The 14,790-nt window shown below is 74.5% G+C and carries 12 protein-coding genes; 5 read left to right on the top strand and 7 right to left on the bottom strand.

Going from position 1 to position 14,790, the window contains the following annotated elements; translation table 11 throughout:
• Window positions 1-69 precede the first annotated feature (69 nt).
• Entirely contained in the window at window positions 70-1,227 is a 1,158-nt protein-coding gene (locus ABD340_RS14585; RefSeq protein ID WP_344589467.1) for a CaiB/BaiF CoA transferase family protein, read from the bottom strand.
• Window positions 1,228-1,343: 116 nt separating this feature from the next.
• Window positions 1,344-3,107, bottom strand: coding sequence for a hypothetical protein (locus ABD340_RS14580; RefSeq protein ID WP_344589466.1), 1,764 nt, complete (start codon window positions 3,105-3,107; stop codon window positions 1,344-1,346).
• A 383-nt stretch (window positions 3,108-3,490) separates the two neighbouring features.
• On the opposite strand from ABD340_RS14580, the gene ABD340_RS14575 reads away from it, so the two are divergent.
• Window positions 3,491-5,206: a protein kinase domain-containing protein gene (locus ABD340_RS14575; RefSeq protein WP_344589465.1), complete on the top strand. Its 1,716-nt coding sequence runs from the start codon at window positions 3,491-3,493 to the stop codon at window positions 5,204-5,206.
• A 15-nt stretch (window positions 5,207-5,221) separates the two neighbouring features.
• Here the strand turns inward: ABD340_RS14575 and ABD340_RS14570 are convergent, their stop codons facing one another.
• Complete coding sequence (locus ABD340_RS14570) at window positions 5,222-5,389, bottom strand: hypothetical protein (protein ID WP_344589631.1); 168 nt, start codon at window positions 5,387-5,389, stop codon at window positions 5,222-5,224.
• A gap of 18 nt (window positions 5,390-5,407) precedes the next feature.
• On the opposite strand from ABD340_RS14570, the gene ABD340_RS14565 reads away from it, so the two are divergent.
• Complete coding sequence (locus ABD340_RS14565) at window positions 5,408-6,052, top strand: hypothetical protein (RefSeq protein WP_344589464.1); 645 nt, start codon at window positions 5,408-5,410, stop codon at window positions 6,050-6,052.
• 120 nt (window positions 6,053-6,172) lie between these two features.
• Window positions 6,173-7,120 (top strand): DUF5996 family protein, encoded by a 948-nt coding sequence (locus tag ABD340_RS14560; protein ID WP_344589463.1) that lies wholly within the window; start codon window positions 6,173-6,175, stop codon window positions 7,118-7,120.
• Between the two features lie 2 nt (window positions 7,121-7,122).
• Here ABD340_RS14560 and ABD340_RS14555 read toward each other — a convergent pair whose 3' ends face one another.
• From ABD340_RS14555 to ABD340_RS14540, 4 genes are read right to left on the bottom strand one after another with little or no spacing between them, the layout of a single operon-like run.
• The gene (locus tag ABD340_RS14555) at window positions 7,123-9,288 is read right to left on the bottom strand and encodes a transglutaminase TgpA family protein (RefSeq protein ID WP_344589462.1); all 2,166 of its coding nucleotides are present in this window, start codon (window positions 9,286-9,288) and stop codon (window positions 7,123-7,125) included.
• Window positions 9,285-10,421 carry a DUF58 domain-containing protein gene (locus ABD340_RS14550; RefSeq protein ID WP_344589461.1) on the bottom strand — a complete coding sequence of 379 codons (1,137 nt, stop codon included), beginning with the start codon at window positions 10,419-10,421 and terminating at the stop codon, window positions 9,285-9,287. The genes ABD340_RS14555 and ABD340_RS14550 overlap by 4 nt, the downstream gene beginning before the upstream one ends.
• Before the next feature lie 2 nt (window positions 10,422-10,423).
• Entirely contained in the window at window positions 10,424-11,449 is a 1,026-nt protein-coding gene (locus ABD340_RS14545; protein ID WP_344589460.1) for an AAA family ATPase, read from the bottom strand.
• Between the two features lie 3 nt (window positions 11,450-11,452).
• The gene (locus ABD340_RS14540) at window positions 11,453-13,552 is read right to left on the bottom strand and encodes a fibronectin type III domain-containing protein (protein WP_344589459.1); all 2,100 of its coding nucleotides are present in this window, start codon (window positions 13,550-13,552) and stop codon (window positions 11,453-11,455) included.
• Window positions 13,553-13,848: 296 nt separating this feature from the next.
• Between ABD340_RS14540 and ABD340_RS14535 the strand changes: the two genes are divergently transcribed.
• Both ABD340_RS14535 and ABD340_RS14530 read left to right on the top strand, forming a co-directional pair.
• On the top strand, window positions 13,849-14,583 hold the full coding sequence (locus tag ABD340_RS14535) for a M50 family metallopeptidase (protein ID WP_344589620.1): 735 nt from the start codon (window positions 13,849-13,851) through the stop codon (window positions 14,581-14,583).
• A gap of 76 nt (window positions 14,584-14,659) precedes the next feature.
• The gene (locus tag ABD340_RS14530; RefSeq protein ID WP_344589458.1) at window positions 14,660-14,785 is read left to right on the top strand and encodes a hypothetical protein; all 126 of its coding nucleotides are present in this window, start codon (window positions 14,660-14,662) and stop codon (window positions 14,783-14,785) included.
• Window positions 14,786-14,790: the final 5 nt, after the last annotated feature.

The following is a 14,790-nucleotide window of genomic DNA, read 5'->3' as shown; positions in this document are numbered from 1 at the left end:
CGGTGCGCGGAATTTACCGATGGGCGGGAAAGCCCCCGCCGGGGCCGGGGAGGGTCAGCCCGGGAAAGGTCAGCTCTGCACGACGGCGCCGCTGTCCAGTAGCCCGTCCACGTCGTCGAAGCCGAGGTCGGTGAGCACGTCGCGGCTCTGGCCGCCGGGCAGGGCGGGCACCCCGTCGGTCCGGGCGGCCGTGCGGGAGAACCGCGGCGCCGGGGCGGGCTGGTGCTTGCCGTCGTGCTCCAGGAAGACGTCCCGCTCGGTGTTGTACGGGTGCTCGGCGGCCTCCTTCAGCGACAGCACGGGCGCCACGCAGGCGTCGCTGGGCAGGAAGACCTTGGCCCATTCGTCGCGGGTCCGGGTCTTGAACGCGGCGGCGAACCGCTCCCGCATCTCGGGCCAGCGCTCCCGGTCGTGCTGCCCGGGCAGGGCGGCCTCGCCGTCCCGGTCTTCGAGGCCGAGCAGCCGGACGAACTCGGCGTAGAACTGCGGCTCGATCGCGCCGACCGCCATGTGCCCGCCGTCGGCCGTCTCGTAGACGTCGTACCAGGGCGCGCCGGTGTCGAGCATGTTGACGCCGCGCCGGTCCTGCCAGAGGCCGCCGGCCAGCATCCCGTGGATGAAGGTGGACAGGTGCGCGGTGCCGTCGACGATGGCGGCGTCCACGACCTGGCCCTGCCCGCTGGTCTTGGACTCCAGCAGCGCCGACAGCACGCCGACGACCAGGTACATGCTGCCGCCGGCGAAGTCGCCCAGCAGGTTGAGCGGCACCTGCGGCGGGCCGCCGTCCCGGCCGATGGCGTGCAGCGCGCCGGTGACGGCGATGTAGCCGATGTCGTGCCCGGCGCTGCGCGCCAGCGCGCCCTGCTGGCCCCAGCCGGTCATGCGGCCGTACACGAGCCGGGGGTTTCGGGCCAGGCAGTCGTCGGGGCCGATGCCGAGCCGCTCGGTCACGCCGGGGCGGAAGCCCTCCAGCAGGACGTCGGACTTCTCCGCCAGGCGCAGCACGACCTCCCTGCCGCGCTCGCTCTTGAGGTCGACGGCGATCGAGCGCTTGCCGCGGTTGCTGAAGTCGGCGCCGCCGGACGCGGCGCCGGGCCGCACGGCGGACGGGCGGTCGACCCGGATCACGTCGGCGCCCAGGTCGGCCAGCAGCATCGCGGCGAACGGCCCCGGTCCGATCCCGGCCAGCTCGATCACCCGTACTCCGGACAGCGGTCCCTTGCCCATGCCAGACCCCTTTCACCGAGCCTCAAGCCCCGGCTGAATCCTATTCGGTGGCCCCCTCAGTGTGCACGACCGGCGTAAGCGAACGCTGACCGGCCCGCCGGTCGGGAGCCCGGGGCTCAGGACGGCGGGCGGGCGGTGAGCGTGACGGGTCCGGACGGGCGGCGCTTGGGACCCGATGGGGTGGCGTGCAGGAGCCTCGAATTGACCGCGCTCGTCACGAACGGGCCTTTCGCCTGCGGTTCGAGCCCGCGCGCCGACGCGGCGAGGTAGTGCCATTCGCCCTGGGCGGATCGCCGCCAGGCACCGGCGACCGGCCGCCGCGTGTCGCACGCGCCGGTGCCGTACGCGCCCTTCCTGTCCAGCAGGACGGACTGCCCGGACGCCGGGCCGCCGCCTCCGGCGAGGGTCATGCCGGTGCAGACCCACTGCGCCCGTCCGCCGCCCCGGGGCAGCGTGCCCGACCAGAACTCCCACGCCATCGCCTCGGCGATGGGCCGCGCCTCCTGGGGCGTCAGGCACGCGACCCGCTCCCAGACGCCCAGCGCCGCCCCCTTCAGCCGCGCGGGCGTGGCGGGCTTCGCGGGGGCGCGCTTCTTCCCCGGCTTACCCGGCGCGGGGACGGTGTGCTCGGGCGAACGGTGCACGAGCACGGCAGGACGAGCGCCGCCGAACTCCCCCACGGTCCGGGTGTCGCCGTCGCTCGTCAGGTGGAGGAGCGGGCCTCGTCCACACCGTGAGCGGGGCCGCACGGGCTCGGTCAAGCCCTCGCGCACGGCCATCTCGGCCCCGGTGAGCGTCTCGGCGCCGTCCCACGGGGCGAGCAGGTAGCGGCCGTCGCCGGCGGCGATCGGGGCGGACGGGTCGGTGCCGGCGGTGGAAACGGCGAGGCGGCCGTCGGCGCCGGTGAAGCGCCCGACCCGGTCGCCGTGGCGCAGGAGCGCGACCGGCCGCCCGTCGACGCGGCCCGCGAAGAGCAGCTGGGGGTCGCCGCCCGGGGCGACGCGCCCGGCCTTCGCCGCCGCGGCCCAGGCCCTCGACGCGCGTGCCGTGAACGCCCGGTCTCCGGCGAGGTCGCCGCGCGCGGGCCAGACGTCCAGGCTGCGCGGGGCCCGCCGCCAGGCGTCCGGGGCGGCGGAGACCAGGGGCGGGTTCTGCGCGTCCGCCGAGGACGTGCCGCCCGGGAACCGGCCGGCGCCGCCGGTCTCGCTGACCACCAGCGCACCGGCCAGGACCGCCGTCAGGGCCACCGCGACACCGATCGGGATCGGCGTCCGGCCGCGGGCGGGACGCGGCCGGGGCGGGGCGAACGGGTCGCCGCCGCCCTTGGACGATCCGGCGCGCGGCCCGGCCGCACGGCGCGGGGTACCGGGCGGAAGGGCATTCTGCTCGGGCACCGCGGCCCGCTCGGCCGCCGCGCCCCGTCCACCCGTTCGCCGGGACGCCTTCCGGGCCGCCTCCCGCGCCCTCTCCTCGGCCGCCTCGATCACCAGCCAGGGGTCGCGCACCCGCAGCGCCACGAGCTGGTCGCGCACCGCGAACCGGGGCAGTTCCGCCACGTACAGCAGCACGTAGGCGACCCGGATCCGCGGCTCCAGCGTCGAGAGCATGGCGGTGAGGGACGGGTCGGGCAGCCGGGCCGGCATGGACCGCAGCCAGGGCCGCAGGCCGATCTGCCAGCGGCGGCGCGGGCGCATGGCATGGCGCAGCACGCGGGTGCGGCGCCACGCCCGGCCCCGGTGGCGGCCGAGCCCGAATCCGAGGGCGTGCCCTCCGGCGCGGTCGACGATCCGGCGGGCCAAAGCCAGCCGGTAGGTCCGTTTTCCCTTGCCCGGAAGGATGAAATACGCCAACCGGACGAGTTCCCGGTATTCCGCGTCCATTCTCGCGCCCGGCCTGGTCCCCGGTCTGGTCCCCGGTCTGGTCCCTGGTCTGGTCCCTGGTCTGCCGCCCGGCTTCTTCTTCCCCTCGTGCCGCATCGCGTCCGCTCCCCCGATCGCACCGGCTATGCGGACCAGAGATTAGACATCCTCGCGGCCACCCGACCGCGAATTGCGGGAACGATTAAGCGAGCCGGGCGTTATTTCCCGCTATGGGTGACGCGTTCGATGAACGCGTCATGGAATCCCATGAGAATGCGCTCATTACGGCGTTGCCGAAATGGAATCCGGACGTCGGCGGCCTTGGGCGATTCGCCCGTACTACCCTGGTGCCTTCCAGCCGACCCGGCGCGCCGCCGCCTCACCGCGAAGGATCCCGCCCAGCCATGACCGAGGACGTCCCCGGCTACCGGGTGCTCGAACAGGTCGGCGAGGGCGGCTTCAGCGCCGTCTACCGCGCCCGCCAGGAACGGCTGGACCGGACGGTGGCGCTCAAGGTGCTGTTGATCAGCGCCGTCGACGACGGCGCGATGCGCCGCTTCCAGCGCGAATGCAAGATCACCGGACGGCTGTCGGGGCACCCCCACGTGGTGACCGTGCTGGACACCGGCACCACCCGCTCGGGCCGCCCGTACATCACGATGGAGTACTTCGAGCACGGCGCGCTCAGCGACCGGCTCGCCCGCGAGGGGCCGCTCCCGGTGGGCGAGGTGCTGCGCATCGGCGTCAAACTGGCCGGCGCGCTGGCCGCCACGCACGAGACCGACGTGCTGCACCGCGACGTCAAGCCGCAGAACATCCTGGTCTCCCGGTACGGCGAGCCCGCGCTGGCCGACTTCGGCATCGCCCGGCTGGTCGACTCCTTCGACCCCTCGCACACCCAGGCGTTCACGCCGCACCACGCCGCCCCGGAGGTGCTGGAGGGGAAGGCGCCCGGGGTCGGCTCCGACCTCTACTCCCTCGGCTCGACGCTCTACCAGCTGCTGGCCGGGCGGCCGGCGTTCAAAGGCCCGCGCGGGGAGGGCATCGCACCGCTGATGCTGCGGATCCTGCACGAGCGGCCCCCGCCGATCGAGCGGCCGGACGTCCCGGCGCCGGTGGCGGAGGTCATCGGCCGCGCGATGGCCAAGACGCCCGAGCACCGCTTCTCCGACGCCGTGGAGTTCGCTCAGGCGCTGCAGCGGTTGCAGGGCGAGCTGGGCCTGCCCGTCACCGACCTGGCGTACAGCGGGGTCGGGACGGGCGCCGCGCCGCCGTCCCCGGCCGAGGCGCAGGAGGCGTCCACGCATCCGCGTCCCCCGGCCGTGCCTGACTGGGCGCCGACGATGCCCCGGGAGGCCCCGTCCGCCTTCGAATCAGACGCGCCCGCCACGCCCGGCGCGCCTGAAGCACCGGCCGCGCTGCCCGCGGCCCAAGCCCCGCTCTCGCCGTGGCACCAGGCCGCGGCCGCCCGGCCACAGCAGCCCCTCGCCGTGCAGGAGACCGCTACTCAGGCGCCGAACGGCCGGCCGCCGGTGCCGCCGCAGGACGCGCGAAGCCTGCCGCCTCCACGCCCCGAAACCGGCGGCGGGAGCACCGCCGGAAGCGGCGACGGCCCGCGCCGCGGCCTGGTCGTCGCGGCCGCCGTCGCGCTCGTCGGAGGCGTGACGCTCGGCATCGGCGCCCTCGCCCTCCGCGGCGGCTCCTCCGACGCCGCGCGGAACGGCCGGACGGCGGGCGATCAAGCCCCGCCGTCCGCCGGGACGCCCGCCCAAGGGCAGCAGGGCGGGCAGGACCTGCAGCCGATCCCGGCCGCCCAGTTCCGGGCCACCCGGCCCCGCGACGTAACCGCCAGGGGCATCGGCGGCCGGGCCGTCCTGACCTGGACCGTGCCGCCGGCCGCCCGCCAGTTGCCGATCATCGTGCAGACGCTGCCCGCCGGGAGCACCGCCACCGTGTCCGCCGGGAAGGGCGCGCGGTCGGCCACCGTCACCGGCCTCGATCCCAAGACCGGCTACTGCTTCCGGGTCGGCGCGCTGCTGCGGCTCAACCAGGGCGCGCCGGCGACGATGTCGTGGTCCAAGCCGCCGGCCTGCATCCGCGACGCGCGCGTGCGGAACTGACGGCGCCGGCCCGGGTCACCCGCCCGGCGGCGGGTCGGAGGCCTCGGCGGCCCGCTCGTGCAGGCGTTCCCTGATCTCCTCGGGGGTATAGGCACGGCGGCGCCGCTCCGCCCGGGCGATCACCACCCCGGTCGCGGCGACACCGACGAATCCGGCCACTCCCAGCACCTTCCACCACCGCATCCACCTAGGGTAGCGATCATGCCCGGCACGAGCATCGGCCTCGACGAGGCCGTCGACCTGACCCGCACCGGCGACGTGTGGCTGTTCCGCGGCCGCACCCCGGCCGACCGGGCGATCCAGATGACCACCAACAGCCCGGTCAACCACGTCGGCATGGCGATCGTCGTCGACGACCTGCCCCCGCTGATGTGGCACGCCGAGCTCGGCAGGTCGCTGCGCGACATGTGGACGGGCGGCCACCACCGCGGCGCGCAGCTGCACGACCTGCGCGAGGCCGTGATCGTCTGGGGCAACCGGTACGGCCAGCGGGCCTGGCTGCGGCAGCTTGACCCTCCGCCGACCCGGGAGATGGAGAACGCGGCGCTGAAGTCGGTGGCCCGGCTGGACGGCACCCCGTTCCCGTCCACGTCCCGGCTCGCCTCGCGCTGGCTGCGCGGCCGGGTCCCGTTCCGCCGCCCGGCCGAACGCGACATGAACCTGGAGACGGCGTTCTGCGCGGAGATCGTGGCCGTGGCGTACCAGGCGATGGGCCTGCTGCCGGGCGGGCGCCGGCCCAACTGGTACGACCCGGGCCGGTTCTGGAGCGGCGACGACCTCGACCTGGAGACGGGCGCCCGGCTGGGGGGCGAGATCAGCGTCGTCGTCCCGCCGAACCGGCACTGACTGACCGGCACTGACTCACCGGCACTGACTGACCGGCACTGAGCGCCAAGTTCCGGCCAAGGGGGCTTCGAGGCCGGACAAGCCGCCGGAACGGGCCGGGAACGCGGGTAGGGGCGTGGCATGAGCGACGCACTACCGGCCCTGCCCCTGGAGGCTTGGGAACCGACCAAGAACACCCTGCACCTGTGGACGCAGATCGTCGGGAAGATCCAGCTCGCCTCCGCCCCGCCGTGCAACCACTGGTGGCACGTCACCATGCGGGTGGACGAGCATGGCTACCGCACCGGGCTGATGGCGCACGACGGCGTCGACTTCACGATCTCGTTCGACCTGACCGGGCACCGCCTGGTGGTCCGTACCGAGAACCGCGAGGAGGCGCTGCCACTGCGCGACGGGCTGTCGGTGGCCGTGTTCTACCGGGACCTGTTCGCGCTGCTGCGTGAGCTGGGCGTGCACGTCACGATCAGGGCGCGGCCGTACGGGGTGCCCATGACGACGCCGTTCGCCGACGACACCGAGCACGCCGCCTACGACCGGGCCCGGGCCGAGGACTTCCACCGGATACTGGAGTGGGCGGACGAGGTGTTCCGGGAGTTCCGCGGCTGGTTCGCCGGAAAGGCCTCCGCGCCCCAGTTGTTCTGGCACAGCTTCGACCTGGCCACCGCCCGCTACTCCGGCCGTCCCGCGCCCGAGTTCGAGGGCGACGACCCGGTCGCCCGGGAGGCCTACAGCCGCGAGGTCATCAGCTTCGGCTGGTGGCCCGGCGACGCCTCCGCCCCGGCTCCCGCGTTCTACTCCTACGCCCATCCCGAGCCGGCGGAGCTCACCCGCCGGCCGCTGCGGCCCCGGGCCGCGCGCTGGACCTCGATGGGGCCGGAGGGAGGGACGCACCAGGCGCGGCTCGCCTGGGACGTCGTCAGGGAGTCCGCCGATCCGCGCGGCATGCTGCTGGAGTTCCTGCAGAGCGCGTACGAGGCCGGGGCCGTCACCGCGAACTGGCCCTACGAGGAGCTCGAGTCGAACTGGTGCCCCGAGCAGGGCCGCGTGCGGTCCGTTCACATGGCCTGACGTCAGGGCCGGTCTCGGCGGAGCGTGCGGGGGTGCAGGCGGCGTCGCAGGCGGCGGAGCCTGCCCGCCTTGGCGGTGACGAGCCGTCCCAGCCGGTCGGTGTGCTCCCATGCTTGGTCGGCGGCGTGCGGCCCGGGCGGCGCCGGGGCGAAGCGGGTGTGGTTGACCAGGTCGGCGAGCGGGCGCAGGTGGTCCAGCGCCGTCTCGCCCAGATGGCCCGCGCCGAAATGGGCGACCTCGTGAGCCGTGAGGGTGCGGGCCGTGGCCAGCCCCACGTCGCCGAGGTGCTCCAGGGCCTGGCGCCATGCTCCTGCAATACGCGCGGCGGGCGGGCCGGTGCGACGGCGGCGTCTGCGCAGGACCGGCGCCAGGAGGACGGCGAGCAGGTAGGCGATGGCGAGAGGCCCCGCGATTGACACCGCGTACACCCACCACGGCAGGGGCGGGTCTGCGGCCGCAGGGGGTGCGGGGGGCGGGGTCTGCGGGGTCTTGTCCGGGCCGCCGCCGCGCTGCTGGGAAGCTGCGTTCCGCTGGATCTGCTCGAGTTTCTGCTGGGTCTCCCCTGCCGCGACCGCGTCGGAGTCCTTGGACTGGTCGGAACGCTGCGGAGTGGGGTTGAACGGCACCCAACCGAGCTTGTCGAACTTCACCTCTGGCCAGACCATCACGTCCCCTGCGCGCATGTCCCGCGCGTTGCCGGCGGGCCGCCCACCGCTGAAGCCCACCATGATGCGCGTGGGCAGGCCGAGCGTACGGGCGAGAACGGCATAGGTGGCCGCGAAATGCTCCGGGGTGCCGCGGCGCCCCTCGGACAGGAAGTAGTCGAGCTGCCGGTAGCTGTGCCCTGGCGGGGCGGTCACGTCGTACCGCGCGTAGGACTTCAGGCGGACGGCCAACATCGCCGCCTGCTGGACGGGCGAAACCGCACCGGCCGTCGCGTTCTGTGCGAATCGGCGGAACTCCTCCAGCTGGACGGGCGGCTTCGTCGCCCCCGGCCCCCACGGGAGCCGCATCGCCTCGCGCGCCTCCGCGTCCTGGGCGACGCCCGCGTCGGCCAGGTCGCCGGCCCGCCACTCCCGCACCTCGGACGCGACGCGATAGGACTGCCCGGGACGCAGCAGCGCCGCGGCGGCCAGGGATCCGCTGTCCGGGTCGACGACGACGCCGAGCCCGTCCACCCGGCGGGGCCGGTCGGCGGCGGGCACCCAGACGCCGGGCAGGTCCCGGATCGTGATCCGCTGCGCGGACGTCCGAAGGCTTCCGCCCGCAGCGTCCGGCGCGGCGGGCACCCGGCTGCCGGTCGGGACGAACCGGGCGGTGGACGACCAGGCCACGCCGTCGAACCGGGACAGCACCGCCAGCCGGACGTTCTCCCGCCGGGACGCCTCCACCCTGAACAGCACCTGGTCGGGAGCGAGCAGCCAGCCGCCGACCCGGTCGAGCGGGCTGACCCCGTCGCGCTGCTGCGGCGGAGGCGCCCGCACCTGCTCGCGCGGGTTGTACGGCTCGGCGCCCACCGGCACGTACGGCCCGGCAGCGAACGCCACCGCGCCCAGGACCGCGGCGAGCGGGACGCCTGCCAGCAGCGGACGCCACGCGGCCTCCTCCGAGCGGACCAGGACCAGGACCGCGATCAGCACCACGGTCGCGGCGGCGAGCCCGAGGTTGCCGCCCGGGCCGTCCACGCCCAGCAGCAGCGCGGCACCGAACGCGGCGAGCGGCGGCAGGCACGGCGCGGCGCGCAGCGACGTCCGCAGGGCCAGCTCGGCGGACCCGAACGCGGCCAGCCAGACCAGCACGTGCACCAGCACCAGGAGCTCCGGCTCGGCGGGCGCGGGCAGGAGCGTCGTCAGGATCGACTTCCACGAGCCCAGCACGCCCTCCCGCAGGGCCCGCGGCAGCGTGCCGTCCGACAGCGCGGGCCGCAGCACGGTGACGGCGACCGTACCGGTCCAGGCCACTACGGTCAGCACCAGCGAGATCCACAGCGGCCACGGCCGGCCTGCCCGGCGCGGACCCGACAGCAGGCCGGCCAGGACCGTCGGCGCCACCGCCGCGACCGCGGCGACCGGCAGGACCGGGCGCAGGCCGAACACCCGGTGGAAGGCCAGGCCCGCCACCGCCGCCAGCGACGCGGTCACGACCAGCGACAGGTACCGCCTGATCACCGGCCCGCCCGCCCCTGCCGGTTCCAGGCGGCCGCCAGGCCGTCCAGGTCGCCGAAGTCCAGCAGCCGGACGCCCGGCGGCGCGGACGCGGGCCCGTCCGGGCGCACCCGCAGCACCACGACCCGGTCGAACCTGCCGCGCACCGCCGCGATCCGGTCCAGCTCGGCGGCGCCGGGCGTCACCACGACCAGCGATCCGCCGGCCCGCACCCGGCGCACCACGTCGACCGTCGAATGCGGGCCCGCCGCCGGCGCCACGGCGGTGAGCCCGTCGAGCAGCGCCTCAGTGCCCTCCGGCCCGCCCCGCGTCTCGGCGACCGGGCCGTTCCCGGTGAGGACGCGCACGGGGAAGTTCGCCGCCGCGGCGCCCACCGCGACCGACGCCGCCGCGTCCACCGCCAGCTCGAAATCGTCCGGGTCGGCCCATGCCTCCGGACGGGCCTCCAGCACGACCGTCGTGGTGGGCAGGCTGGCGTCCACGAGCCTGCGGACCATGAGCGTGCCGGTGCGCGCCGACGACTTCCAATGGATATGCCGCATCTCGTCGCCGGCGACGTACTCGCGCAGCGCGTGGAACGTGGCGGTGCCCGCCGGTGACTTCTCGCTGGTCGGGCCTTCCAAGTGGTACGCGCGCCCGGACGGGAGCAGCCCCAAGGGCACCGTCTTGGGACGGACGAGAAGCGTCTGCGTCGAACCGTACTCGCGTACGCGACGGGCCAGTTGGAGCGGGTCGGCCCGTGCGAGTCGCAGCGGCCCCACCGGGATCTCGCCGCGGCGGTCGGTCGGCAGGCGATAGGTGACCGTCCGCTTGCCACGCGGACGGAGCCTCGGCACTTCCACCGCCACGGCGGTCGAACCCGCCGCGTCATGGGCGACCAGGCCGCGCACCGCCGCACGGCCCGCGTTCGTCACGTGCAGCACCCCGACGGCGGGCTCGCCCCGCTCCACCTTCAACGGCGCGATCTCCCGGGCGACCTCCAGCCTGGGACGCGGCAGCGTCCACAGCACCGCGCCCGCCACCGCCGGCAACCCGGCGGAGGCCAGCATCGCCGGCTCCGGATAACCCAGCCACCAGCCCGCCGCGTACAGCAGCACCGACACGGCGCCCGTCCCCCAGCCCAGCGGGGTCAGCATGATCAGGGCACCCCGGCGGCAGGCGCGGCCTGCGGCGTCGGGACGCCCGCCAGCACCTCGCCCACCACGTCCCCGCCCGTCCGGCCGCGCAGCTCCGCCTCCGGCGTGACGATCAGCCGGTGCGCGATGACCGGCACCGCCAGCGCCTTCACGTCCTCGGGCACCAGGAACGACCGGCCCGCAGCCGCGGCCCGCACCCGGGCGGCGCGCAGCAGCGCCAGGCTCGCCCGCGGGCTCGCGCCCAGCCGGAGCTCCGGATGCTCACGGGTCGCCGCGACCAGCCGCACCACGTAGTCGTACAGCGGCGGCGCGACATGCAGCCGCTCGGCGAACTCCACCATCCGCGCCACGTCCTCGCGGGCCGCCACCGGCCCCATCTGGTCCAGCGTCGCCCCGGTCGGCGCCCCCGCCAGCACCGCCACCTCGGAACCGTGGTCGGGGTAGCCCATCGAGATCCGCATCAGGAACCGGTCGAGCTGCGCCTCCGGCAGCGGGTACGTGCCGTCCATGTCCACCGGGTTCTGCGTCGCGATCACCATGAACGGGCGCGGCACCGGATGCGGCGCGCCCTCCACCGTGACCCGGCGCTCCTCCATGACCTCCAGCAGCGCCGACTGCGTCTTCGGCGAGCCCCGGTTGATCTCGTCGGCCACCACCAGGTTCGCGAAGATCGGGCCGGGGTGGAACTCGAACGCGTTGCCGCCCTGGTTGAAGATCGACACCCCGGTGATGTCGCTGGGCAGCAGGTCGGGGGTGAACTGGATCCGGGTCCACTCGGCGTCCACCGACACCGAGATCGCCCGCGCCAGGGTCGTCTTGCCCACGCCGGGCACGTCCTCGACCAGCAGGTGCCCCTCGCTGAGCAGGCAGATCAGCGCCAGCTCCACCTTCTCGCGCTTGCCCCGGACGACCTGCTCGATGGCGCCCGCCAGCGTCCCGAACAGCTGCGCGAACCGCGCCGCCACCGCGTCCGCGTCCGCCGTCCCCGCGTGCGGCCCCGGCTGCGCCGCCGCCTGGTTCTCCGTCATCGCTCAGTTCTCGCACTCGTAGAGGGGCAGGTTCGGGAAGGATCCGGTGCGCGGGGTCTCCATCAGCCCTTCGTGGAGGTAGCCGATGCCGCCGTTCCACTCGATCCGGTTCCAGACGTTGCTGCTGTAGTTCGTCTCGGACTCGGTGTAGTCGCCGCCGCGGACCTGGCAGATGACCGTCAGGGACCGGTACTCGCCCTGGGGGATCCTGCCGATGTTGGTGTTGCCTTCCTGCCGTGGCGCGGGCCGGATCAGGGTGTTGGTCTGGTTGTTGTTGGCGTTCTTGTACTGGCGCCTGGGATAGGCCAGGTCGACCGTGGTGGTCCGGGCGGGGGCGGTGCCGGCGCCGTTCTGCGCGGTGAGGCGGAACTGGTGCTTCTCGTCGTTGCGCAGGCCCACGACCGTGTGCGGGCTCTTCACCGGGACGGGAGCGCCGCCGTCCACGCTCAGCAGGTAGGTGACGCCGGCGCCGGAACCGTCCCAGGTGAGCACGGCGCTCTTGTTGCGCGGCGCACCGGAGAAGTTCGCGGGCGCAACGGGCGTGGTGCAGGGGCGGACCGGAGCGGTCGCCAGGGACGTCTTCTGGGCGTTCCTGCCGTTGCTGTCCTTGTACTGGACGGCGACGGAGAAGCTGTAGGTCTTGCCGCAACCGCCTCCGGTGACGGTGAACTGGTACGGGCCGCCGGCGCCGACGCGGGACGGCCGCACCTGGAGCCCGGCCGTGTCGCCCTTGAGCGCGTACCCGGTGGGCCTGCCGCCCGCGGAGGGCCGGAAGGTCACGCGCATCCCGCCGTTGAAGGGATCGACGCGGACGTTCTGCGGCGCGGAAGGGGTGCCGTCGCGGGGCGGCGGGGCCGGGACGGGGTCGTTCCCGCCGCGTCCGGCGCCATTGTCGGCGCCCCTGCCGCCACCGCCCGCGCCGGCCTGGGTCGGGATGGGGCGGCGCTGCCCGCCGGGCACCTTGTCGTCGTACTTCTGGATCCGCTTGACCAGGCCGCCGGAGTCGACGGCGAAGGCGAGCGCGCCGCCCGGATCGTTCGCCCACAGGAACCCGTCGCGGACGACGACCTCGATACCGCCGCCCGGGCGGGTGACCTGCATGGGGCGCTCCCAATCGCCGGTGCCGGTGTTGAAGACCAGTAGGCGCCCGGTGGAGCGGTCGGGAAGGTAGACGCGCGGGCCGAGCATGTTCGGCGGTTCGAACCGGTGGCCCGGCAGCCGCAGCGCGATCGGGCTGACCTGGCCGACCTGGGTGTTCAGCAGGAACAGCGCGCCGCCGGTGCCGAGCATGGGGACGACGTGGCCGTCGGTGACCGCCGGGACCCGCACCCCGCCCGTCCGGACGGCCTGGGTGACGGTCGGCGGCAGGGCGGCCTTCCGGGTGCCCTCGCTCCGGACGATCGAGGCGGTGGCGGCGCTGCTGTTGATCGCGACCGGTGTCCCGGCGGCGATGGTGAGGGCGAGCCGGTCGCCCGCCTTGCCGACCGCGACCGGCTGCCCCTGGCGCCCGCCCTGGAAGGGGACGAGCTGCCCGGTCTGCGGCACCGGGACCCACAGGTTTCCGGCGGCGTCCATCCCGGCCTGGCCCAGCGGCGGGGTCAGCGCGACCGGCTGCCCGACCGCGGCGAGCCGGACGGGGTCGATCCGCTGGACGGTGCCCTTCGCGGGGTCGACGGAGTACGCGCCGCCCTGCCCGACGAGCACCTGGAGCCCGACGCCGCCGAGCACGCGGCTCTGCTCGACCTTCAGCTGGGAGGGGTCGATGCGGCTGACGACGCCGGTGGTCTCGTCGACGAGCAGGACCGTGGTGCCGTCCTGGACGACCTTGATCCGGTGGCCGCGCATCTGCGGGATCATCGGGGCCTTGCCGTCCACCTTGCCGGCGGGGCCGTTGGCATGCACGACCACGCCCTTGGCGGTCGCGGTGAGCCATGCCCCTACGTCGGCCAGCTTGTACCGGGAGCCGGCGATGCCCACTCCGTACACGAGCGCGCTCACGCAGAGCACGCCCACCAGGCCGACCGCGATCTGCCCGGTGACCCGGTCCCGCCGCAGGAGCCGGCGCAGGACCGGCGGCCGCTGTGAGGATCGATCCCCGCTCAACCCCCGTCACCCTTCCGTCGCACCGGGCGCCTGACCGGCGCGAAAGCACACTAATGTGCTCGAACACCAAAGATAACGGCACCCCCTCCACCCGCACCGCGGAACAGCGAGACCGCCACCCCTCGACGGACCTGGAAAACGGGCCGAAAGTGACGCACTTCACATGATCAGCCACGTACCGTGCGGATCTGAACGCGAACGTTATGCCGGACGTCCTAACCTGAGGCAGCGCGGCGCCGGAACGCGCGGGCTAGGGACGACACGAGGTGGACGTGGACACGGTAAGCATCGCCGACATGTGGGACCGATTGACGGGGACGCAGCCGGATCCGCCGTGGTGGCTGGTCATCCTGGTCGCCCTGGTCGCGCTCGGGGCCGTCCTGCACGGCCCGACCTGGCGGGTGGCGCGCAACGCGGTCACGATCGCGCACGAGGGCGGGCACGCGCTGATCGCCCTGGTCACCGGGCGCAAGCTGGACGGCATCAAGCTGCACTCCGACACCTCGGGCGTCACCGTGTCGCGGGGCAAGCCGCACGGGCCGGGGATGGTCTTCACCGCGCTGGCGGGCTACCTCGCGCCGCCGCTGCTGGGGCTGCTGTTCGCGGCGCTGCTGGCGGGCGGGCGGATCACGCTGATGCTGTGGTTCTCGCTGGCGCTGCTGGCCGTGATGCTGCTGAAGATCCGGAACTTCTACGGGCTGTTCTCCATCGCCGTCACCGCGGCGATCATCTTCGGGGTGTCCTGGTTCGGCGGGGCCAAGACGCAGGCGGGCTTCGCCTACCTGGCCGCGTTCTTCCTGCTGTTCGCGGCGGCGCGGCCGGTGGTGGAGCTGCAGCGGATGCGGGCCCGGCACATGGCGCCGAGCTCGGACGCCGACCAGCTGGCGCATCTCACCGGCGTTCCGGGCCTGGCCTGGGTGAGCCTGTTCGGGGTCGTGGCGCTGGGGGCGCTGCTGACCGGCGGCCTGATGCTCACCCCCGACTCGGGGTCGCTCCCGGACGTCCCGCGCCCGCCCGGCCTCTCGGGATGATCGACGGGCCGGGCATCGACGGGCCGGATGCGGTCAGGGCCCTGCCCTGTTCGCGCGAACCGGCCCACGATGGTTCATGGCCCAGAAGGAGCACAAGAAGCTCGACCGCGCCAAATACCACCGCAAGCGCAAAGCCCGTCTGCGCCGTTCGCGGCACCGCTCCCGGCCCACGGCGGGAAAGGGCACCGGGAAGGGCACCTGACGCGG

This window comes from Actinomadura vinacea, from assembly GCF_039532545.1.
GTDB lineage: Bacteria > Actinomycetota > Actinomycetes > Streptosporangiales > Streptosporangiaceae > Spirillospora > Spirillospora vinacea.
This window is presented reverse-complemented; position numbering and strand designations above follow the sequence as displayed.

Bases quoted from the DNA above. Each gene is read 5' to 3' on its own strand.
- ABD340_RS14585 (WP_344589467.1), bottom strand. From the start codon at position 1,227: ATGGGCAAGGGACCGCTGTCCGGAGTACGGGTGATCGAGCTGGCCGGG.
- ABD340_RS14580 (WP_344589466.1), bottom strand. From the start codon at position 3,107: ATGGACGCGGAATACCGGGAACTCGTCCGGTTGGCGTATTTCATCCTT.
- ABD340_RS14575 (WP_344589465.1), top strand. From the start codon at position 3,491: ATGACCGAGGACGTCCCCGGCTACCGGGTGCTCGAACAGGTCGGCGAG.
- ABD340_RS14570 (WP_344589631.1), bottom strand. From the start codon at position 5,389: ATGCGGTGGTGGAAGGTGCTGGGAGTGGCCGGATTCGTCGGTGTCGCC.
- ABD340_RS14565 (WP_344589464.1), top strand. From the start codon at position 5,408: ATGCCCGGCACGAGCATCGGCCTCGACGAGGCCGTCGACCTGACCCGC.
- ABD340_RS14560 (WP_344589463.1), top strand. From the start codon at position 6,173: ATGAGCGACGCACTACCGGCCCTGCCCCTGGAGGCTTGGGAACCGACC.
- ABD340_RS14550 (WP_344589461.1), bottom strand. From the start codon at position 10,421: ATGCTGACCCCGCTGGGCTGGGGGACGGGCGCCGTGTCGGTGCTGCTG.
- ABD340_RS14545 (WP_344589460.1), bottom strand. From the start codon at position 11,449: ATGACGGAGAACCAGGCGGCGGCGCAGCCGGGGCCGCACGCGGGGACG.
- ABD340_RS14535 (WP_344589620.1), top strand. From the start codon at position 13,849: ATGTGGGACCGATTGACGGGGACGCAGCCGGATCCGCCGTGGTGGCTG.
- ABD340_RS14530 (WP_344589458.1), top strand. From the start codon at position 14,660: ATGGCCCAGAAGGAGCACAAGAAGCTCGACCGCGCCAAATACCACCGC.